This window comes from Corynebacterium sp. c25Ua_89 (genome assembly GCF_047459735.1).
Taxonomy (GTDB): domain Bacteria; phylum Actinomycetota; class Actinomycetes; order Mycobacteriales; family Mycobacteriaceae; genus Corynebacterium; species Corynebacterium simulans.
This window is the reverse complement of the sequence record NZ_JASBOD010000002.1, coordinates 238,170-258,038: the sequence shown is the minus strand read 5'-3', so window position 1 is coordinate 258,038 and position 19,869 is coordinate 238,170. Positions and strand designations below refer to the sequence as shown.

Annotated in this window: 21 protein-coding genes; 15 read left to right on the top strand and 6 right to left on the bottom strand. The window is 59.9% G+C overall.

Annotated features, from left to right (window positions below):
- The first annotated feature begins 220 nt into the window (after nucleotides 1–220).
- From QKB66_RS04035 to QKB66_RS04020, 4 genes are all read left to right on the top strand, one after another.
- Entirely contained in the window at nucleotides 221–589 is a 369-nt protein-coding gene (locus tag QKB66_RS04035) for a YraN family protein (protein WP_248091611.1), read from the top strand.
- Nucleotides 576–2,096: a YifB family Mg chelatase-like AAA ATPase gene (locus QKB66_RS04030; RefSeq protein WP_248091614.1), complete on the top strand. Its 1,521-nt coding sequence runs from the start codon at nucleotides 576–578 to the stop codon at nucleotides 2,094–2,096. The genes QKB66_RS04035 and QKB66_RS04030 overlap by 14 nt, the downstream gene beginning before the upstream one ends.
- Complete coding sequence (gene dprA, locus QKB66_RS04025) at nucleotides 2,093–3,271, top strand: DNA-processing protein DprA (RefSeq protein ID WP_414252744.1); 1,179 nt, start codon at nucleotides 2,093–2,095, stop codon at nucleotides 3,269–3,271. The genes QKB66_RS04030 and dprA overlap by 4 nt, the downstream gene beginning before the upstream one ends.
- A gap of 91 nt (nucleotides 3,272–3,362) precedes the next feature.
- Nucleotides 3,363–4,262, top strand: coding sequence for a tyrosine recombinase XerC (locus QKB66_RS04020; protein WP_061923208.1), 900 nt, complete (start codon nucleotides 3,363–3,365; stop codon nucleotides 4,260–4,262).
- Here the strand turns inward: QKB66_RS04020 and QKB66_RS04015 are convergent.
- The gene (locus tag QKB66_RS04015) at nucleotides 4,240–4,797 is read right to left on the bottom strand and encodes a M23 family metallopeptidase (protein ID WP_248091618.1); all 558 of its coding nucleotides are present in this window, start codon (nucleotides 4,795–4,797) and stop codon (nucleotides 4,240–4,242) included. The genes QKB66_RS04020 and QKB66_RS04015 overlap by 23 nt on opposite strands.
- 393 nt (nucleotides 4,798–5,190) lie before the next feature.
- Between QKB66_RS04015 and rpsB the strand changes: the two genes are divergently transcribed.
- The 5 genes from rpsB to QKB66_RS03990 all read left to right on the top strand — a co-directional run bounded on the left by rpsB (nucleotide 5,191) and on the right by QKB66_RS03990 (nucleotide 9,508).
- Entirely contained in the window at nucleotides 5,191–5,997 is an 807-nt protein-coding gene (gene rpsB / locus QKB66_RS04010; RefSeq protein WP_061923205.1) for a 30S ribosomal protein S2, read from the top strand.
- A gap of 153 nt (nucleotides 5,998–6,150) precedes the next feature.
- On the top strand, nucleotides 6,151–6,963 hold the full coding sequence (gene tsf, locus QKB66_RS04005; protein ID WP_061923201.1) for a translation elongation factor Ts: 813 nt from the start codon (nucleotides 6,151–6,153) through the stop codon (nucleotides 6,961–6,963).
- A gap of 177 nt (nucleotides 6,964–7,140) precedes the next feature.
- Nucleotides 7,141–7,887 carry a UMP kinase gene (gene pyrH, locus QKB66_RS04000; RefSeq protein WP_061923198.1) on the top strand — a complete coding sequence of 249 codons (747 nt, stop codon included), beginning with the start codon at nucleotides 7,141–7,143 and terminating at the stop codon, nucleotides 7,885–7,887.
- A 98-nt stretch (nucleotides 7,888–7,985) separates the two neighbouring features.
- The gene (gene frr / locus QKB66_RS03995) at nucleotides 7,986–8,543 is read left to right on the top strand and encodes a ribosome recycling factor (protein ID WP_061923195.1); all 558 of its coding nucleotides are present in this window, start codon (nucleotides 7,986–7,988) and stop codon (nucleotides 8,541–8,543) included.
- A gap of 83 nt (nucleotides 8,544–8,626) precedes the next feature.
- Complete coding sequence (locus tag QKB66_RS03990) at nucleotides 8,627–9,508, top strand: phosphatidate cytidylyltransferase (RefSeq protein WP_179294363.1); 882 nt, start codon at nucleotides 8,627–8,629, stop codon at nucleotides 9,506–9,508.
- Nucleotides 9,509–9,628: 120 nt separating this feature from the next.
- On the opposite strand, the gene QKB66_RS03985 is transcribed toward QKB66_RS03990, so the two are convergent.
- A complete protein-coding gene (locus tag QKB66_RS03985; protein WP_414252743.1) occupies nucleotides 9,629–10,009 on the bottom strand; it encodes a LapA family protein in 381 nt (126 codons plus the stop codon).
- A gap of 94 nt (nucleotides 10,010–10,103) precedes the next feature.
- Here QKB66_RS03985 and rlmN point away from each other — a divergent pair, with 94 nt between their 5' ends.
- Nucleotides 10,104–11,210, top strand: a complete 1,107-nt coding sequence (gene rlmN / locus QKB66_RS03980) for a 23S rRNA (adenine(2503)-C(2))-methyltransferase RlmN (protein WP_070497271.1) — start codon at nucleotides 10,104–10,106, stop codon at nucleotides 11,208–11,210.
- Here rlmN and QKB66_RS03975 read toward each other — a convergent pair.
- Both QKB66_RS03975 and QKB66_RS03970 read right to left on the bottom strand, forming a co-directional pair.
- Nucleotides 11,207–11,338, bottom strand: coding sequence for a hypothetical protein (locus QKB66_RS03975; RefSeq protein WP_414252742.1), 132 nt, complete (start codon nucleotides 11,336–11,338; stop codon nucleotides 11,207–11,209). The genes rlmN and QKB66_RS03975 overlap by 4 nt on opposite strands.
- 59 nt (nucleotides 11,339–11,397) lie before the next feature.
- Nucleotides 11,398–11,847: a DUF2631 domain-containing protein gene (locus QKB66_RS03970; protein ID WP_248091626.1), complete on the bottom strand. Its 450-nt coding sequence runs from the start codon at nucleotides 11,845–11,847 to the stop codon at nucleotides 11,398–11,400.
- Nucleotides 11,848–12,007: 160 nt separating this feature from the next.
- Between QKB66_RS03970 and dxr the strand changes: the two genes are divergently transcribed.
- From dxr to map, 5 genes are all read left to right on the top strand, one after another.
- Complete coding sequence (gene dxr / locus QKB66_RS03965; RefSeq protein ID WP_061923187.1) at nucleotides 12,008–13,174, top strand: 1-deoxy-D-xylulose-5-phosphate reductoisomerase; 1,167 nt, start codon at nucleotides 12,008–12,010, stop codon at nucleotides 13,172–13,174.
- A 15-nt stretch (nucleotides 13,175–13,189) separates the two neighbouring features.
- On the top strand, nucleotides 13,190–14,398 hold the full coding sequence (locus QKB66_RS03960; RefSeq protein WP_414252741.1) for a M50 family metallopeptidase: 1,209 nt from the start codon (nucleotides 13,190–13,192) through the stop codon (nucleotides 14,396–14,398).
- 125 nt (nucleotides 14,399–14,523) lie between these two features.
- On the top strand, nucleotides 14,524–15,687 hold the full coding sequence (gene ispG / locus QKB66_RS03955) for a flavodoxin-dependent (E)-4-hydroxy-3-methylbut-2-enyl-diphosphate synthase (protein ID WP_248091635.1): 1,164 nt from the start codon (nucleotides 14,524–14,526) through the stop codon (nucleotides 15,685–15,687).
- A 103-nt stretch (nucleotides 15,688–15,790) separates the two neighbouring features.
- Nucleotides 15,791–17,647, top strand: a complete 1,857-nt coding sequence (locus QKB66_RS03950) for a penicillin-binding transpeptidase domain-containing protein (protein ID WP_248091638.1) — start codon at nucleotides 15,791–15,793, stop codon at nucleotides 17,645–17,647.
- 79 nt (nucleotides 17,648–17,726) lie between these two features.
- Nucleotides 17,727–18,596, top strand: a complete 870-nt coding sequence (gene map / locus QKB66_RS03945; protein ID WP_248091641.1) for a type I methionyl aminopeptidase — start codon at nucleotides 17,727–17,729, stop codon at nucleotides 18,594–18,596.
- Nucleotides 18,597–18,768: 172 nt separating this feature from the next.
- Here the strand turns inward: map and QKB66_RS03940 are convergent, their stop codons facing one another.
- Nucleotides 18,769–19,125, bottom strand: a complete 357-nt coding sequence (locus tag QKB66_RS03940) for a hypothetical protein (protein WP_248091644.1) — start codon at nucleotides 19,123–19,125, stop codon at nucleotides 18,769–18,771.
- A 33-nt stretch (nucleotides 19,126–19,158) separates the two neighbouring features.
- Nucleotides 19,159–19,533, bottom strand: coding sequence for a hypothetical protein (locus QKB66_RS03935; protein ID WP_070433242.1), 375 nt, complete (start codon nucleotides 19,531–19,533; stop codon nucleotides 19,159–19,161).
- Nucleotides 19,534–19,869 lie beyond the last annotated feature (336 nt).

Sequence of the window (19,869 nt, the reverse complement as noted above, 5' to 3'; positions counted from 1 at the left end):
GCAAACGACACCATCTTTGCGCGCCCTGTCGCGGTAACTTGCCTGAGTCGCGGTGAGTTATCCACAGTTGGCGCGCTTTTTGCGCTTTGGGGCTAGCTATATTCTCTGCTTCTGCGCTGGACTGGGTCTTACAAAGAAAAGTTGATGCGGCTTTTGCGGCGTTTCAGCGGGTGTCGCAGCCCAGGGCGCGGCGAAAGCTCGGAATTTGGGGGAGTAAAGCGTGCTTTTAAGGTCCAATAAGAACCAGGTTTTAGGAAAACGCGGGGAGGCATTTGCCGCGAAGTTTTATCGTGAGCGCGGCGGACAGGTGCTGGCCGCCAACGTGCATTATGCGGTGGGCGAGATTGATCTTATCGTGCAGGAGGGGGCCACGACTGTTTTCGTAGAAGTTAAGACGAGGGCCTCTGATGCTTTTGGGGTAGCCGAAGCCGTTACCCCGCGAAAGCTGGCGCGCATGCGGAAGGCTGCGGCGCAGTGGCTGCAGGATAAACCCTTGTCCGTGGTGCGCTTCGACGTCGTGGCACTGGTGGCTCGCGGCCAGGGATTTGAGCTCACGCACTACGAAGGGGTGGAGCATGGCGCTCGGTAGATGCCATACGACGGCCCTCGAAGGCGTTACCGCGCACGTGGTCACGGTGGAAGCCAACGTGGGAACGGGGCTGCCGGGAGTGCAGGTGGTGGGCATGGCGGATACGGCGATCTCGGAATCGCGAGACCGCATCCGTACTGCGGTGGTTAACTCGCGGCTGCCGTGGGCGAAGACGCGCGTGGTGGTCTCAATGGCGCCAGCGGCGTTGCCGAAGTCAGGCGCACACTTTGACCTGCCCATGGCGTTGGCGATCTTGTCTGCACAGATGCCGCGCAATGAACTCCTCGATAATGCGTTGGTGCTTGGTGAGCTGGGCTTGGATGGCAGCGTGCGCCCAGTATCTGGCATCATTCCCGCACTTCTAACGGCGCGTTCCCAGGGCTTCGATACCTTGGTGATCCCGCCGGGCAATGCAGCTGAGGCGACGCTGGTGCCGGATATGAACGTGCTGGTGGCGCACACGCTTGTCGATGCCTTCGCATGGGCATGCGGCAGCCGGGACTTGCCTCCGGCGCAGGGGATGGAAGTACCAGTACCCGCATGCGAGGAGGTTCCAGACTTTCGCGACATCGCGGGCCAGAGGGAAGCGAAGTGGGCCGCAGAGGTTGCGGCCGCTGGCGGGCATCACCTGTTGATGGTGGGCCCGCCGGGATCAGGAAAATCGATGATCGCGGCACGTTTGCCTTCCATCCTGCCCAAGCTGAGCACCGATCAATCCGTCGAGGCCACAGCCATCCACTCTTTGGCGGGCACTCCCGGCGCGGTGGTCTCCCGTGCGCCGTTTATTGCGCCCCATTCCTCGGTCACGCGGGCAGCGCTGCTCGGCGGCGGTGCGGGGAATCCGCGGCCAGGCGCGGTGAGCTTGGCGCATCATGGGGTCTTGTTCCTCGACGAGGCCAGCGAAGTATCCGCGCGCGTATTGGACGGGCTGCGCGCTCCCTTGGAGGACGGGCACGTGACCATCTCGCGTGCGCGGCGCGAAGTTACCTTCCCGGCGCGCTTTCAGCTGGTGCTGGCCGCCAATCCATGCCGGTGTGCCGCTGAGGAGCCAAGCAAGTGCCGGTGTAGGGCGTCTGAGCGGCGGAACTATCTCACAAATTTGTCGGGGCCGTTGCGTGACCGCTTGGATATGGTGGTGGATTTATCGGGCCGGGCGGCGAGCTTGCATGCGGTGGATGAGGAGCCTTCGGCGGCAATCGCGGAAAGGGTCGCGCAAGCACGGGATAGAGCGAAGCGGCGCTGGCGCGGTGACGGACTTGCCGTTCACAGTAACGGTGCGGTGCCGGCTTCCTATTTGCGGCGGAATCGTCCTGCGACGGAGACTGCAATGGCGATGCTTGCGGCCTATCTTGCAGAGGGCGAGCTAAGCCAGCGCGGCGTTGACCGTGTACTACGCCTAGCGTGGACGCTGGCAGACCTTGATGGCAGCGCCCAGCCTGACATCGACCATGTGGGCAAGGCGCTAGACCTGCGAGGGGCGGGCGTGCTGGAAAGGCTGGCGGCATGAGTAGCTTAAATTTGTCTACTTCGCTGCATGCTTGGGTCTATCTCAACCGAGTGGTGGAAGGCCCGTCTCGTACCCTGCACGGTTTGTTGTCCCAGTACCCCGTGGATGAGGTGGCACATGGTGTCTATCACGCGGCGGACTGGATTGGTGCGCTGCGAGATGAGACGGCAAGTAGGAGGGACTGGCTGCGGCAGGACGAAGACTTGGCAGCGGCGCAGCGCGTGGGCGCGCGGCTGATTACTCCTGAGGATGCTGAATGGCCTAGGGAAGAATTCGCGCAGGCCTTCGGCTTCTATCAGTCAGGCAGCGCCGATGCCCCGGCGACCTTTGATAGCCAGGCCGTTCCACCGCATGCGCTGTGGGTGAAAGGCAAGTCCGTGCGCGAATGCGTGGCTCAGTCGGTAGCTCTCGTGGGAACACGCGCGATTAGTCGCTATGGCTGGGAGGTCTCCAAGTTGCTGGCTGGGGGCCTGGCCAGCCATCAATGGACCACAGTTTCGGGCGGGGCGCTGGGCGTGGATACGACTATCCATGAAGCAACTTTGGAAGCAGGCGGCCAAACAGTCGCGGTTGCGCCATGCGGCATTGATGTTAACTATCCTGCGCGCAATGCGTCCTTGTTCGCGCGGATCGCGGAAAGCGGATGCGTCATCTCCGAGTTCGCGCCGGGGACTACCCCGCAGCGTCATCGTTTTCTCACTCGCAACCGCTTGGTCGCGGCGCTTTCGGCCGGCACTGTGGTGGTAGAAGCCGCGTTTCGTTCAGGGGCTCTCAACACTTTGAACTGGGCGGAGGCGCTCGGCCGGGTAACCATGGCGGTGCCAGGGCCAGTCACCACAGCAGGCTCGCTGGGATGCCATCAACGCATCCAGGACCAACGGGCACAGCTGGTAACATCGGTGGATGAGATTCGCGGGTTGGTGGGCAACGTCGGAAGTGTGGATGCGGCAGGGCAATACGAGCTCGACTTTGCTCCGAGCAAGGTGCAGCAGCTATCTCGCAACGAGCTCAAGGTCTTTGATGCCGCGCCACAAAATAGCGAGGAAGGTGCAACCGCAGAAGACATCGCGCAACAAGCAGGCATGCGCGTGGCCTTGTGTGTCCACCTCTTGGTGGCTTTGCAGAAACAGGGGCTGGTCATGCGCGAGGGCAAGCACTGGCGGCGCAGTGAATGAGATACGAGAACACAAATGACAAAGGCGACAAAGGCGCTGCGCTAGACAGGGGAATGTTGAGCCTTCTGCAACTGGAGTAGACTCCTGGGACATGACACGGAGCGCGGAGGAGCTATCTGGGCAGCTGGTGGAGGCAATCGAGGATTTCGCCGAGCACCAGCTGCTCATCCGTGGGCGCTCGCAGGCCACGGTGAAGGGATACCGCTCTGACCTTCGGGACTTAGCTCGTAGCGTTCCAGATTTTGCGAGTTTCGACCTGAACGCATTGCGCGCCTGGCTCGGTGAGGCTGTCACCGCCGGCAAGTCCCGAGCCACCTTGGCACGCCGCACCGCGGCGGTTCGAGCGTTTTCGACGTGGGCGGTGCGCGAAGGCCATCTTGGCTCGGACGTTGCAGCGCGCTTGGTGACTCCGAAGGTGGGCAAACACCTGCCTAAGGTTCTGGGGGAGAACGAAGCAGGGGAGCTCGTGGGCAATGCCGTCTCGGCCGACGAGGTTCATTTCCTGCGTGATAGTGCGATGCTGGAGCTGCTCTACGCCACCGGCATGCGTGTGGCAGAGCTTGCCGGCCTCGATATCGGTGACCTCGATCTGCGCCGGCAGACCGCGCGGGTTACCGGTAAAGGAAACAAACAGCGCGTGGTGCCTTTTGGAGAGGCAGCCGCTGATGCCTTGCGCACTTGGCTGGATAAGGGCCGCGCGCAATTGGCGGGGGAGACGGAAGCCGTCTTCGTGGGCACACGCGGTGGGCGTATTGACCAACGCCAGGTACGCCGCGTGGTGGAGAAAGCCGCACAGGTAACCGGCGCCAATGGGCTAAGCCCGCACAGCTTGCGGCACACAGCGGCGACCCACCTTCTAGAAGGCGGCGCAGACCTGCGCGTGGTGCAGGAGCTTTTGGGGCACTCGTCCTTGCAGACCACGCAGGTTTATACCCACGTTTCCGCACAGCGGCTCAAGGACGTTTACTCTAAGGCCCATCCACGGGCTTAAGCCGGATCACCGGGGCGTCGAGAAGCGAAAGCGGATCGATATACGTCTTTTCCGGGCCGTCGATAAGCGCGCCCCAGTGCAGGCCAGGCTTGCCGTCCACCGGTGGCGCTAACCTGCCAATGATTTGGCCCTCGCGGACCTTATCGCCTTTGGCCACATGCCCGAATACAGGCTGATAGGTCGTGCGCACGCCATCGGCATGTGCGATGGAAAGTACGGGTTTGCCCGCCACCTTGCCAACAAAGTAGACCTCGCCGTCGCCAGCAGCGCGTACGTCAGAGCCAATCGAAAGCGCCAGGTCCACACCGCGATGACCAGCGTTCCACTTCTGTGCCGGTGGATCAAAACCTTCCAAAACCCGCGTTGCCATGGCAGCGCCCGTCGTGGGATCGACATATGCCCATGCGGTCGGCGTGTTGGGCGCGCCGGGAACACAGGGAAGAATGACCAGTTGAAAGGCGCCGAGGCACAGAGCGAGCCAGCAGACAGTCGGCTTTGTGTGTATCCAAGACAGGTTCTTTGCGTTGAGTTTCATAGACCTAGTTTTTGCAATGGGGCAGTGGTGGCGAAAGAGTTGATTAATGCGCTGTGAACAAACTGGGGTTAGTGAGGTGCATGTGAACGATGTGGCGCAGTTTGGGGCCGCGTCAGCGAAAAATTGTGGAAAAGCGCCACTCGTTTTGGACTAGTGCGCAGGATGCGGCTAGAATTTGCCCCAGCAGTGTGTCTGGCATGTTTAAAAACATTTCGATGCGCTGACTACGCGCGGCGAAGTCGTTGCTTCCTGGGTTAAGGAAGAAACAGCCCTGTGTTGACGCGGTCCCCACATGAAGTGGGGTGTTGACCAGAGCCTTCGTTGCTAGGGTGCGGAATAAAACACCGCACATTTTCTTGCAAAACCGAAATAACAACAGAAAGCGAGCGAATCATGGCAGTTGTAACCATGCGCGAGCTCCTCGACGCTGGTGTGCACTTCGGCCACCAGACCCGTCGTTGGAACCCAAAGATGAAGCGTTTCATCTTCACCGACCGTAACGGCATCTACATCATCGATCTTCAGCAGACCCTGACCTACATCGATGAGGCTTTCGAGTTCGTCAAGGAGACCGTTGCCCACGGCGGCACCATCCTCTTCGTCGGCACCAAGAAGCAGGCTCAGGAAGCAGTTGCTGAGGAAGCAACTCGCGTTGGCATGCCTTACGTCAACCACCGTTGGCTGGGCGGCATGCTCACCAACTTCCAGACCGTTTCCAAGCGTCTGAAGCGCATGAAGGAGCTTCAGGCAATGGACGCAGCTGAAGACGGCTACAAGGGCCGCACCAAGAAAGAAGTTCTCATGCTGACGCGCGAGCGCGTCAAGCTGGAGCGCGTTCTCGGTGGCATCTCCGAGATGACCAAGGCGCCTTCCGCACTGTGGATTGTTGACACCAACAAGGAGCACATCGCGGTTAAGGAAGCTCAGAAGCTGAACATTCCAGTTGTTGCCATCCTGGACACCAACTGCGATCCGGATGACGTTGACTTCCCGATCCCGGGCAACGACGACGCAATCCGCGCTACCAAACTGCTGTCCGGCATCATCGCCACCGCAGTTGAAGAGGGCAAGAAGGCCCGCGAGGAGCGCCAGCTGGCTGCAGCTAAGGAAGCTGCCGGCGACTCCGCTGAGAAGGAAGCTCGCGACGCAGCAGAGGCTGCTGCTGCTTCCGACCCAGCATCTGCTGAGTCCGCAGAGTAAAAGACTTTAGGCTAAGCCCCCGCTACCGTTGGATTACGGCCGCGGGGGTTTATTCTTCTGTAAAAACTCACCCCCAAGGGCGGCGTAAAACGTTAGCGTCGAGTACGCTGTCACATCGAATACTGTTTGAAACCAAGGAGGATCGCCCGAACTATGGCGAACTACACTGCTGCAGACGTAAAGGCACTGCGCGAGGCTACCGGCTCCGGCATGCTTGATTGCAAGAAGGCACTCGACGAGTCCAACGGTGACTACGACAAGGCCGTAGAGTTCCTGCGCATCAAGGGCGCAAAGAACGTTTCCAAGCGCGCTGAGCGCGAGGCTACCGAGGGCCTCGTTGCTGTTTCCGGCAACACCATGGTCGAAATCAACTGCGAGACCGACTTCGTTGCAAAGAACGAGGCATTCAAGGCTTTCGCTACCAAGATCGCTGAGGCTGCTGGCGAGGCTAAGGTCAACTCCGGCGAGGAGCTGAACAACCTCGAGATCGACGGCAAGAAGGTTTCTGAGATCGTCGACGAAGAGTCCGCAAAGACCGGCGAGAAGCTGCAGGCACGCCGTGCAGTCACCCTCGAGGGCGACAACGTCGCTGTCTACCTGCACCAGCGTTCCGCTGACCTGCCGCCGGCAGTTGGCGTTCTCGTTTCCTACGAGGGCAACGCTGAGGGCGCACACGCTGTTGCTCTGCAGATCGCAGCTATGAACGCTGAGTACCTGACCCGCGAGGACGTTCCGGCTGAGGTCGTTGAGAAGGAGCGCGAGATCGCTGAGGCTACCACCCGCGAGGAGGGCAAGCCGGAAGCTGCTCTGCCGAAGATCGTGGAAGGTCGCCTGAACGGCTTCTACAAGTCCGTCGTTCTGCTTGAGCAGGCTGCACTGTCCGACTCCAAGAAGACCGTCAAGCAGGTTGCTGAGGAAGCTGGCACCACCATCAAGGGCTTCGTGCGTTATGAGGTCGGCGCCTAAGGCTTCGATTTAAAGCTGCTTGCTTTTTAGCTGCAGACTTTCTAGTGGTCCTGTCGCAATTGCGGCAGGACCATTTCGCGTTTTCTGTGCGGGTGGCATCCACCCCATTGAATATGAGCAATAGAGCTTGTGTGGGTAAGATGGAACGGACTTAAAAACGCCCGCATTAAGGAGACGATGAAGGCCGTGGCTAACCCTGACACCAAGCGAACCGGATACAAGCGCGTAATGCTTAAGCTGGGCGGTGAAATGTTCGGAGGTGGCAAGGTCGGCATCGACCCAGACGTTGTAGAAAACGTCGCCCAGCAGATCGCCGAGATTGCAAAGCAGGGCACCGAGGTTGCCGTAGTCATTGGCGGCGGTAACTTCTTCCGCGGCGCCGAGCTTTCCCAGCGCGGCATGGATCGCGCCCGTTCTGACTACATGGGCATGCTGGGCACCGTTATGAACTCCCTTGCACTGCAGGACTTCCTGAAGCAGCAGGGCGTCGATTGCCGCGTGCAGACCTCCATCAACATGGCTCAGATCGCAGAGCCTTACCTGCCGCTGCGCGCAGACCGCCACTTGGAAAAGGGCCGCGTGGTTATTTTCGGCGCTGGCATGGGCATGCCGTACTTTTCCACTGACACCACCGCCGCACAGCGCGCGCTGGAAATTGGGGCAGAGGTGCTCTTCCTCGCCAAGGCTGTCGACGGCGTCTATTCCGACGACCCACGCACCAACCCTGATGCGGAGCTCTACTCCGAAATCACCCCGCGTGAGGTCATCGAGAAGGGGCTAAAGGTTGCAGACGCCACCGCGTTCAGCCTCTGCATGGATAATGACATGCCAATCCTGGTGTTCAACCTGCTGACTGAGGGCAACATCAAGCGCGCCGTCAACGGCGAGCAGATCGGCACCCTGGTTCAGTCCAAGGAAGACTAAGAAAGTACTTTAGGCCACGTCCTTCGCCCCAGAAGGCGTGCGATCCTGCTAGATTCAATCCCAGTTACTTTAAATTCGAAAAGGGGAGTTTTAACCCAATGATCGACGAGATCCAGCTCGAAGCAGAAGAGCACATGACCGCTTCGGTGGAGCACACCCGCGAGCAGCTGGTCACCATCCGTACCGGCCGCGCAAACCCGGCTATGTTCAACGGCCTGGTCGCTGAGTACTACGGTGCGCCGACCCCGATCACCCAGATGGCTACCATCTCCGTTCCGGAACCACGCATGATGCTCATCAAGCCTTATGAACAGTCCATGATCCAAGAGATCGAAAACGCTATCCGCAACTCCGACTTGGGCGTTAACCCAACCAACGACGGCCACGTTCTGCGCGTAACCATCCCGCAGCTGACCGAGGAGCGCCGCCGCGACCTCGTCAAGCAGGCAAAAGGCAAGGGCGAAGACGGAAAGATTGCTATCCGCAACATCCGCCGCAAGGCCATGGACCAGCTGAAGAAGCTGCAGAAGGACGGCGACGCCGGCGAGGACGAAGTCGTTGCAGCCGAAAAGGAAATGGAAAAGACCACCGCGGGTTATATCGACCAGGTGGATAAGCTCGTTGCCAACAAGGAAAACGAGTTGATGGAGGTCTAAGCACCTCGAACCTGGCCGCCGGGCACTTTCAGCTCGGCGGCGCTTTTTTGTGAGTATCCCATCTTCCTGTGGAAGGAGCGCGCGTGACTAGCGAGTCGAATCGTCGTCTGCCCAAGCCGAAGAACGGCGCGGGCCGTGACCTGCCTGCGGCGGTCGGGGTAGGCGTGGGCCTTGGCGCACTCGTTGTCTTTGCCGTCTGGGCCGGTGCCTTTGCTTGGTACATGGTCGTGGCAGTAGCCGTCGCTATCGCAATGTGGGAAGTACTCACACGCCTGCGCGAGCATTCCTTTTTTATGCCTCGCACCCTGCTCATCGTCTTGGGCCAGGCGATGCTTTGGGTCTCCTGGCCTCTGGGAGCCCCCGGCCTCGTAGCGGTCTACGTCGTCGCCGTCTTGGCACTCATGTTTGGCCGTCTCTTCCACAACGGCCGGCATCGCCCGCCGATTAACTATCTGCGCGATATGTCCGTGGGACTTTTCGTCCTGACCTGGATTCCTTTGTTTGCCACGTTTGCGGCGATGCTGTCCCGCGTGGAGACCCCGTTCGCCTCTGGCGCGGCGTCGATTGTGGCCTTCATGCTCTGTGTCGTGGCCTCTGACACCGGCGGCTACGTAGCCGGCGTGATGTTCGGCTCGCACCCCATGGCTCCTGCAGTAAGCCCCAAGAAGTCGTGGGAAGGTTTTATCGGCTCGGTCATCTTTGGCGTTGCCACCGGTGCCCTTAGCGTGAAGCTGCTGCTGCACCACGATGCATGGGTAGGCGGCCTGATGGGCTTGGGTCTGGTGTTCTGCGCCACCTTGGGCGACCTCGTGGAATCCCAATTTAAGCGCGAGCTGGGTATCAAGGACATGTCCCAGATTCTTCCCGGCCACGGCGGCTTAATGGATCGCCTCGACGGCATGCTTCCTTCCGCCATGGTGACCTGGGTGGCCGTGAACTTCTTGGCTAATTTCCACGGTTTCTAAATTTTTAGCCGAAGGCAAAACCAAAAAGACTCCTCCCTCTCTTCCGGCCACGCGTCGAGCGTGACTTAAGAAGATGCGGGAGGAGATTTTTAATGTATTAGTGTTTGGCTCGCTGGGTATTTAGCGGTTGCGTGCCTTGGCCTGCTTGCGCACCTGGCGGCGCAGCTCGAACATGCGCCACATGCCAACCAGTGCCATGATCAGTGCGCCGGCGATGGCGAAGATGAGGTAGGCGATGCCAGCCGGGAATTCGCCCGACCAGTTCAGGAAGTTCATCGGCACCTTCTGCTGGTTCTGCAGGATAAAGACGATGAGGACGATGAGCAGCAGGAATTCCACGATCAGTGCGGCCCAGGTGGAAGCTGCGAAAGATCCTTTGACCTTCGTGTCCTCTTGCTGGGAGTAAGTGGACTCAACTTCGGTGTGCGTGCCAGTGGTGTTATCAGCGGTGGTCTCTGGCGCGTAGGCGGTCTCGTCTGCGGGGAATTCGTTTTGTGTCATATGTCTATTTAATCCTGCGAGCTGTCGATTGTGCCACTTCGCCTCGGTTTCAATTGGGTAAAAGTGCCGAAAACGTGGAAAAATGGGCGGAACCATGGCTGAAGCATTGAAACTTAATTTCTCCGCCCCTCGGCGCGGTTTGCCGCCGAAGCACTTCGCGGATCTGTCCCACGACGAGCGCATTGACGTCCTCGCGGAAATTGGCCTGCCTAAGTTCCGCGCGAACCAGCTGGCAAAGCACTACTACGTACACCGCACCGCGGATGTCTCCGAGATGACGGACATCCCGGCCGGCAAGCGTGAGGAAGTCCAGGAGCGTCTCTTCCCAACGCTGATGACTCCCATCCGCCAGACCTCCACGGATGACGGGGAGACCACCAAGTCCCTGTGGCGCCTGCACGATGGCACCATGCTCGAGTCTGTGCTTATGCGCTACCCGGGCCGCGCCACCTTGTGTATTTCTTCCCAGGCCGGCTGCGGCATGGCGTGCCCGTTCTGCGCTACCGGTCAGGGCGGCCTCGACCGCAACCTGTCCACCGCAGAGATCGTGGAGCAGTTCCGCCACGCCGCCAAGCTCATGGAGGAAGAAGGCGGCCGCCTGTCCAACGTGGTGTTCATGGGTATGGGCGAGCCGCTGGCCAACTACAAGCGCGTGGTTCACGCCGTGCGCCAGATAACCGGCCAGGACTTGACGGGCTTTGGCCTTTCCCAGCGCAACGTGACGGTTTCCACCGTGGGACTTGCTCCAGCTATCCGCAAGCTTGCCGACGAAGACCTCTCCTGCACCCTGGCAGTCTCCCTGCACACTCCAGACGATGAGCTGCGTGATTCCCTGGTTCCGGTCAACAACCGCTGGCCGGTCGAGGAGGTCCTCGACGCCGCTCGTTACTACGCTGACAAGTCCGGCCGTCGCGTCTCCATCGAGTATGCGCTCATCCGTGACAAGAATGATCAGGACTTCCGCGCCGACATGCTGGGGCAGAAGCTGCACCGCGCGCTCGGCTCCAAGGTGCACGTCAACGTCATCCCGCTGAACCCAACCCCGGGCTCTGAGTGGGACGCCGCACCGAGGGACCGCCAGGACGAGTTCGTCCGCCGTGTCATCGCACAGGGCGTGCCGTGCACCGTCCGCGATACTAAGGGCGATGAAATCGCCGCCGCCTGCGGCCAGCTCGCTGCCGACGAGCGCGAGTCCGCCTAAAGCTCGGCCAATCCACCCGAGCCATTCACGCCGCCCAAGCCACTCACGCCGCCCAAGCCACTCACGCCGCCCAAGCCACTCACGCCGCCCAAGCTCGCCTTGGGCGGCGCTTCAGCTAAAGAGCGCATAAAAATCTCCCCGTCACCCAACAGCAACGTGGGTGGCGGGGAGTATTTCGCGTATGCGTTTAGTGCATTGCCTTGTGAGCTGGACGAGCGGTTCCGCGCTCGACGCGCAGGTGGGAAACGCGAGCCGGGTCGATGTTCAGGGCGCGCAGCTCTGCGTCGCTAAGCTCAGCGTAGGAGCCGGAAACCGTCTTCTGGTCATATACCCAGTCCGGCTCAACGTGGCCAACCGGCTGGTTGCGAGCGGTGACGGTACGCACCTGGGAGAGGTTCGGGCGCAGGGCAAAGATGATAAGGCCCAGAGCAAGAACGACGGCAAGAGCGATGAGCCAGACGGTCTCAACGTGGCCCTTGTGGTTACCGAAGTTGTAGGCCAGCAGGAAGAGTACAGAAATCCAGCCAGCGATCTGAACGCCAGAGCGGCTGATGCGGGACCAACCGAAACCTGCGGATGGGACATCCTCAGTGGAAATGCCGTCGAAAATCTGCGATGCCGGCTTATGGGAAGACACTTGCTCTCCTTTGCGTGTACATGCGGCTTAGGTCTAGTGCGCACATGAAATGCCATTTATTCTGTGTAGTAGTTTAAATCATCCTCTGCGCGTTAGCGAAGAAACACCCCCGGCAATTTCGCTCACCCTATTTTGGCCGCGGCTCGCTAGGGTTGGAGAGGTGAGTACACAGCGCATTCTTATTCTCGGGTCCACGGGCTCCATCGGCACCCAGGCACTGGAAGTTATCGCCGATAACCCGGATAAATTCCAAGTAGTCGGCATCGCCGCGGGCGGTTCCAACCCGCAATTAGTGATAGAGCAGGCCCGTGCTCTCAATCTTTCGTTTGACCACGTGGCGGTGGCGAGTGAGCAGGCTGCACGCGAAGTCTCAGCAGCCTTGGGAGGCCCGGTGCGCACGGGCGCGGATGCCGCTGAGCAGTTGGTGCGCGAAGTCGAAGCAGACAAGGTGCTCAACGCCTTGGTGGGCTCGATGGGCCTGCGCTCTACCATCGCCACGCTGGAGCAGGGGGCGTTTCTTGCCCTGGCCAATAAAGAATCTCTGGTGGCCGGCGGCCATATTGTCACCCGCATGGCAAAACCGGGCCAGATCATCCCGGTCGATTCCGAGCATTCCGCCATGGCGCAGTGCCTGCGCTCCGGCGCGGAAGGGGAGCTGGATAAGCTCGTGTTGACGGCTTCGGGTGGCCCTTTCCGCGGCCGCACGCGTGAGGAGATGTGGGACGTGACCCCGCAGCAAGCGGCGCAGCACCCCACGTGGTCCATGGGGCAGATGAATACGCTTAATTCCGCGACCTTAATTAATAAAGGCTTGGAGCTTATCGAGGCCACCTTGCTCTTCGACATTGCCCCCGAGCGCATCGACGTTACGGTGCACCCGCAGTCCATCATTCATTCCATGGCTACCTTCAAGGATGGCTGCACCATTGCCCAGGCTTCGCCACCTTCGATGAAGCTGCCGATTTCCCTGGCGCTGGATTGGCCGCATCGCGTGCCCGGTGCGCAGCCGGCGCTCGATTTTTCCAAGGCGCACGATTGGCACTTTGAGCCGCTTGACGACGCCGCGTTCCCCGCCGTTTCCCTTGCCCGCGCCGCGGCGGAGGCGGGTGGCACGCATCCGGCGGTCTACAACGCCGCGAACGAGGAGGCTGCGGCGGCTTTCTTGGCAGGCCGCATCCACTTCCCAGAGATCGTCGACGTGGTTGACAAGGTCGTGGGGGAGGCCTCCCAGTTCGCTGGTGTACCCTCATCCGTCGAGGATGTAATCGCCGTTGAGGGCGAGGCCCGCCGGCGCGCAAACGCGCTGGTGGACACTTTGGCTAACTAGAAAGCTTTCACCACTATGGCAAATATCCTGGGCATCGTCTTATTCGCCCTGGGAATCGGTATCACCGTTGCTTTGCACGAGGCTGGACACATGTTCAGCGCTCGTGCTTTCGGCATGCGCGTGCGCCGTTTCTACATCGGCTTTGGCCCCAAGATCGCGGGCTTTACTCGCGGGTACACCGAGTACGGCCTAGCGGCCTTCCCGGTGGGCGGTTTCTGCGACATCGCGGGCATGACGGAACAAGATGACTTCCTCACGGAGGAGGAAGAGCCGCATGCGATGTACAAAAAGCCGGCATGGCAGCGCGTCATCGTGATGGCTGGCGGCATCACGGTCAACCTCTTTTTGGGTTTTGTCATCTTGCTGCTCATCGCCATGACGGCGGGCATTCCGAACCCGGATGCAGACGTGCGCCCACGAGTGGGCGAGGTGGTTTGCTCAGCAGATCAGAACCAGCAGGGCGAGTTTGCGGACTGCCAGGGCGAGGGGCCTGCGGGCAAGGCTGGAGTGAAGGTCGGCGACATCGTCGTGGCCTTGGACGGCAAGCCTTTGCAAAGCTTTGCGCAGCTGCGCGAGGAGGTCTTCCCGCGCCCGGGGGAGAAGGTGCAACTCGAGGTCGAGCGCGATGGCCAGCACAAGACGCTGGAGATCACTCTGGATTCGGTCAAGCGTTTGAATCAGGAGGGCGCGCTTGTCGACGCCGGCTCCATCGGCCTGGTCAACCAGCCGGTAGATACCACGGAAAAGCATGACTTTATCGGCGCCTTCCCGGCCACGGCGCGTTATGCGGGCTATGTCTTAGACGCGACTGTCGACGGCATCATTCAGTTCCCGGCCAAGGTACCTGGGGTAGTGGCCTCCATCTTTGGTCACGAGCGCGATGTCAACGGTCCGATGTCAGTGGTTGGCGCTTCCCGGGTAGGCGGCGAGCTGGTGGAGCGTAGCCTGTGGTCGACCTTCTTCATGATGCTGGCGACGCTGAACTTCTTCCTGGCTTTGTTCAACCTCATTCCGCTGCCGCCTTTTGATGGCGGTCACATTGCGGTCATCATTTATGAAAAGATTCGCGACGCCATCCGCCGCTTGCTTGGCAAGGAGCCGAAGGGTCCGGCCGACTACACAGCCTTGATGCCTATTACTTATGCCATCGCGGCCGTGCTGATGGTGGTTGGTGCGCTCATCATCGTCGCCGATGTGGTCAACCCGATCCGCCTCTTCGGCTAAGCCTCTTCGGCTTAGCGCTATTGCTCGCCTCGGGCGCAGGGCGGGCAAGAGGCGCACCACTTAGCGGTGCTAAAGTGGTGACGTTAAATCCCCATTTAAATTCCATGCTTGGTTAAGGAGCATTCATGTCGACCCCAATCGGTCTTGGTATCCCAGACGGCCCACCTCCTACCTTGGCTCCGCGACGCAAAACGCGTCAGCTTTTCGTAGGCCCTGTTGGCGTTGGCTCCGAGCACCCGATTTCGGTGCAGTCCATGACCACCACCAAGACCCACGACGTTAATGCCACGCTGCAGCAGATCGCGCAGCTGACCGCCACCGGTTGTGACATCGTGCGCGTTGCTTGCCCGAAGCCAGTCGACGCCGAGGCGCTGCCAGCGATTGCGAAGAAGTCGCCGATCCCGGTCATCGCCGATATTCACTTCCAGCCGAAGTACATCTTCCAGGCCATCGATGCCGGCTGCGCGGCTATCCGCGTGAACCCGGGTAACATCAAGGAGTTCGACGGCCGCGTCAAGGAAGTTGCTAAGGCAGCCGGTGACGCTGGCATCCCGATCCGCATTGGCGTCAACGGCGGCTCCCTGGATAAGCGCCTGCTCGAAAAGTACGGCAAGGCCACCCCGGAGGCCCTCGTCGAGTCCGCTATCTGGGAGGCTGGCCTCTTTGAGGAGCATGGCTTCGGCGACATCGCAATTTCCGTGAAGCACTCTGACCCAGTCCTGATGGTCGAGGCTTATCGCCAGCTGGCTGCGAAGACCGATTATCCGCTGCACCTCGGCGTTACCGAGGCGGGCCCGAAGTTCATGGGCACCATCAAGTCCTCCGTGGCTTTCGGCGCCCTGCTTTCTGAGGGCATTGGCGATACCATCCGCGTTTCGCTTTCCGCCGATCCGGTTGAGGAAATCAAGGTTGGTGACCAGATTCTGCAGTCGCTAAACCTGCGTCCACGCAAGCTGGAGATCGTCTCCTGCCCGTCTTGTGGCCGTGCCCAGGTGGACGTTTATAAGCTCGCCGAGGAAGTTACCGCTGGTCTCGAGGGTATGGAGTTCCCGCTGCGCGTGGCTGTTATGGGTTGTGTTGTTAACGGCCCAGGTGAGGCTCGCGATGCCGACTTGGGTGTTGCTTCCGGCAACGGCAAGGGCCAGATCTTTGTCAAGGGCAAGGTCATTAAGACTGTCCCTGAGTCCCAGATTGTGGAAACCCTCATCGAGGAAGCTATGCGCATTGCTGACGAGGAAGGCTTGGAGGCCGTCGAGGGTGCCAAGGCTGAGGTCCGCGTAACACGCTAGGGACCACAGAAAACTCAGCATAAAAATACGCTCAAAATCGTCCGCTTCACGCTTCGGCGTGGGGCGGACTTTTTGTCTCTTTCGGCTACTAGTATGCCGAAACATGAGAAAGATGTTGGCGCTGCTATGTGCGGCTTCGTTTGGGGCTAGCTCGCTTGTGGCGTGCACGCCGAAACTTGTTTCGGCGGGGCCGGTGGCGGAAAAATTCATCGCGGACATGGAAGCCCGCAACAACGATGAGCTGGCAACGCTGGTGGATAATCCGGACGCCACCACGTCCACGCTGGATGCCACCTACTCGGGCCTGCAGGCAGAAGGTCTTGATATTGAGCTTGGCGATGTTACCCAGGATGACACGCACGCCACGGCCAAGTACAAAGTGACGTGGGACCTGCCCAAGGACCGCACCTTGAGCTACGACACCGAGATGACCTTGACCAAGAAGGACAAGGACTGGCAGGTGCGCTGGCAGCCGAGCCTGGTTCACCCGAACTTGGGCGCACATCAGCACTTGGAGCTGCGCGCCATTGACGCCAAGCGTGCGAGCGTGGTTTCCTCCGACGGCGTGGAGCTATTATCGCCGGGCCTGCAGTACCGCGTGGTGGTGGACAAGGAAAAGGCGGGGGATATGCGCCCGCTGGCTGCCAAGATTTCAAACGCGTTGAACCAGGCGCACGCCAAGGACGATTCCGTGCCGGAGAAGGACGCGGGGGAGTTAGCTAAGGAGCTGGAGGGCTCTGAGGGCAATAGCTACTCGGTGACGTTGCTCAATGAGGCCCAGGTTGAGCAGGTGCGCCCGCAGTTAGAGCACATCAAAGGCGTGCGTTTGAACGAGGAGCCTGCGATGGTGGCGAGGGAGACGGGCCTGGCCCCGGATATCCTGGCGCGCGTGCGCTCGATTGTTTCGGATGAGGTCGAGGGCAATTCTGGTTGGTCTATTTCGGTGGTCAATGAGAACGGTGCCGCGCTTAGCGACGTCGAGCTGCATCAACCCGAGGAATCTCCCTCCATTCGCGTTGGCTTGGACTACAACGTGCAGCGCGCGGCCCAGGAAGCGGTGAACATGCGTGCTGACTCCGAGACGATGCTCGTTGCCATCCGCCCCTCCAACGGTGAGATCCTTGCCGTTGCGCAGACTGAACAGGCAGACAAGAAGGGCGATATCGCGCTGCAGGGGCAGTTCCCGCCGGGTTCGGTGTTCAAGATCATCACGGCCTCGGCCGCGGTGGATAAGCAGGGCGCTACGCCGGATACCATCGTCCCGTGCCCGGGCACGATGAATCTGTTCGGCCGCACCGTCACTAACTTCGACGGCTTTTCGCTGGGCAGCGTGCCGATGCGCGAGGCTTTTGCACAGTCTTGTAACACCACCTTCGCTGAGGCTTCGACGAACCTGAAGGAAGGCGAGTTGGCGAAGACGGGCAAGGAGTTCGGCCTGGGCATTGATTACGACATCCCGGGGCTGACCACTATCACGGGCTCCATTCCAGAGGGCAAGACTCCGTTGGAACGCACCGAAGCAGGGTATGGCCAGGGCACGGACTTGGCTAGCCCGTTTGGCATAGCTTTGGTTTCTGCAACGGTGGCGGCCGGCAAGACGCCGATGCCGACTCTGCTGTCGAATCACAAGACGAAGGCGTCTGAGGACGCCCCGGCACCTGACCCACATGTGCTAGAAGAAGTCCGCGACATGATGCGCGCGGTGGTTACCGGCGGTACGGCATCGGGTATGCAGGCCGGCGGTACTATTTACGGCAAGACCGGTGAGGCTGAGATCAACGAAGGCTCACACGCTTGGTTTACCGGTTACCGCGACGATGACATCGCCTTCGCTACGCTCGTTGTCTTGGGCGGTGGTTCCGAAATCTCGGTCAACATCACCGACAACTTCCTGCAGAAGCTTGATGCTTACCGCGCCGAGGGCAACGGCTCGGCGCCCGCGCCACAAGAAGGCGAGTAGAACGCACGAAACCCAGCGCTAGCCGCAGCACTTAACCTGGTTAGCGGCGGGGTGGGGAACAGGACTACCATGGTCAAACATGAGTAATCGCGCAAAATTGACCCCTCAGAAGCCCACCCCGATCCGTACGGTTCCGGATTCCATTGAGCGCCCGGAGTACGTCTGGAAGCAAACCGTCCAGGAAGCGATGGGTGAGCCTTTCGTTCAGACCCCTGAGACCGTTGAGGCCATGCGCGAGGCATCCAAGATTGCCGCTAACGCCCTGCAGGAGGCCGGCAAGGCTGTTGCTCCCGGCGTTACGACTGATGAGCTGGACCGCATCGCGCATGAGTACATGCTGGATCACGGTGCATACCCTTCGACGCTGGGGTACATGGGCTTCCCGAAGTCCTGCTGCATCTCGCTGAACGAGATCATCTGCCACGGCATCCCGGATAGCACCGTGATTGAGGATGGCGACATTGTCAACATCGACGTCACCGCATTCAAGAATGGTGTCCACGGCGATACCAACGCTACCTTCTTCGCCGGAAACGTTTCTGAGGAGCACAAGCTCCTTGTCGAGCGCACCCACGAGGCAATGATGCGCGGCATTAAGGCTGCAAAGCCAGGCCGTGAGGTTAACGTCATCGGCCGCGTTATCGAGTCTTACGCCAACCGCTTTGGGTACAACGTTGTCCGTGACTTCACTGGCCACGGCGTTGGCCCTACCTTCCATAACGGCCTCGTGGTCCTGCACTACGATTCCACCACGTACCGTGACATCCTCGAGCCAGGCATGACCCTTACCGTCGAGCCGATGATCAACCTCGGTTCCCTTGATTACGAAATCTGGGACAATGACTGGACCGTGCAGAACGTTGACGGCAAGTTCACCGCGCAGTTCGAGCACACCCTCGTCATCACCAACGACGGCGCCGAAATCCTCACGCTGCCAGATGAGGAATAGTCGAAGCTAGAAACCCAGTCAACACAATATAGTGGCGCCCTCCATCTTGGAAGGCGCCACTTTTGCTATCTGATCCCGACTCAATACTGAGCCCAGATACGCGAAAAGCGCTCCGTCCCCAAAAGGGGAGGAGCGCCAGCGCTTTGAAAGTCCTAGAACCTTCTACCGTGAATTAGCGGCGGAAGATTGGGTCCAGGATGTGCTGCGGCAGGATGCCGGTGTAGACAGCCTGGTTGTAAGCAGCGATCAGGCCACCGATAGCAGCAACGATGCCAGCAGCGATGGTGCCATCGCGCCAAACGAGGGACCAGGTTGCGTCGTTGTTCTCGTCATTGGTCTCCTTGCCAAGAAGATCGGTGCCGACAACCTCTTCATCAGCCTTCAGCCAGTCACCGAGCTTGGAGGAACCAGAGAAAGAGGAGGTCTGGGACTGGGTGTCAGGCTCTGCTGCGGACGCAGCGGAAACGCCGCCGAAAGCGACGGTGGTAGCAGTTGCGAGTGCAACAGCAGCGGTACGGAAGTTACGCATTATTTTGCCTTTCGGAATTCTTGATAGTGCTGATTAGCGAGCGAACGGGCCGTGAACGATGAAGTTGTAAACAGGGCCGATGACGCCGCCAACGAGAGCGCCGATGCCGCCAACGATGGTTGCAGCGTAGAGAGCCTTAGCCCATGCCGGAACTGCGGAGAAGTCCTTGGAGGAACCAAAGATGTCGCGGCCATTGGTGGCCTGATCGTTCTCGAGATCGATCTTGGAAGACAGGGAGCCTTCGCCCTTGGTCTCGCCTTCGGAGTTTGCCAGGTCGTTGGAAGAACCAGCGAAGATTCCGTCGTAGGAGGAACCGTCAGCGGTCTCAGCAGCGGAAGCAACGGTGGTGCCGCCGAATGCTACAGCGATTGCGGTTGCGCCGGCGAGGGCTGCATTGCGGATACGCATATCAAAAATCCTTAAATGTCGTACTTGCAAGGCTTTCGATGGAAAACCTAAGTGTTTTGTGGAAACTACTTCCGAAATTGCTTTCAGAGCATTTCCAGAAACACACGGTCGCCGGTTTAATATCGGCTCGAGCCGGTGTCCTCAATCAAGTTAGCCCATATGCACTTAAATTGCACGTCACGTTTGTAATTTGATTTAGAAAGTTTTCGGGGCTGCCCCCGAAACCTATCGGATTTACAACGATGGATTTCGGGATGGTCCCCGCGCTCAAGTGGGCAAACTCTCTTTCTGGGGCTTCCCTGTGGGGGGGTGATCGTGATGATGGTCACGTAATGC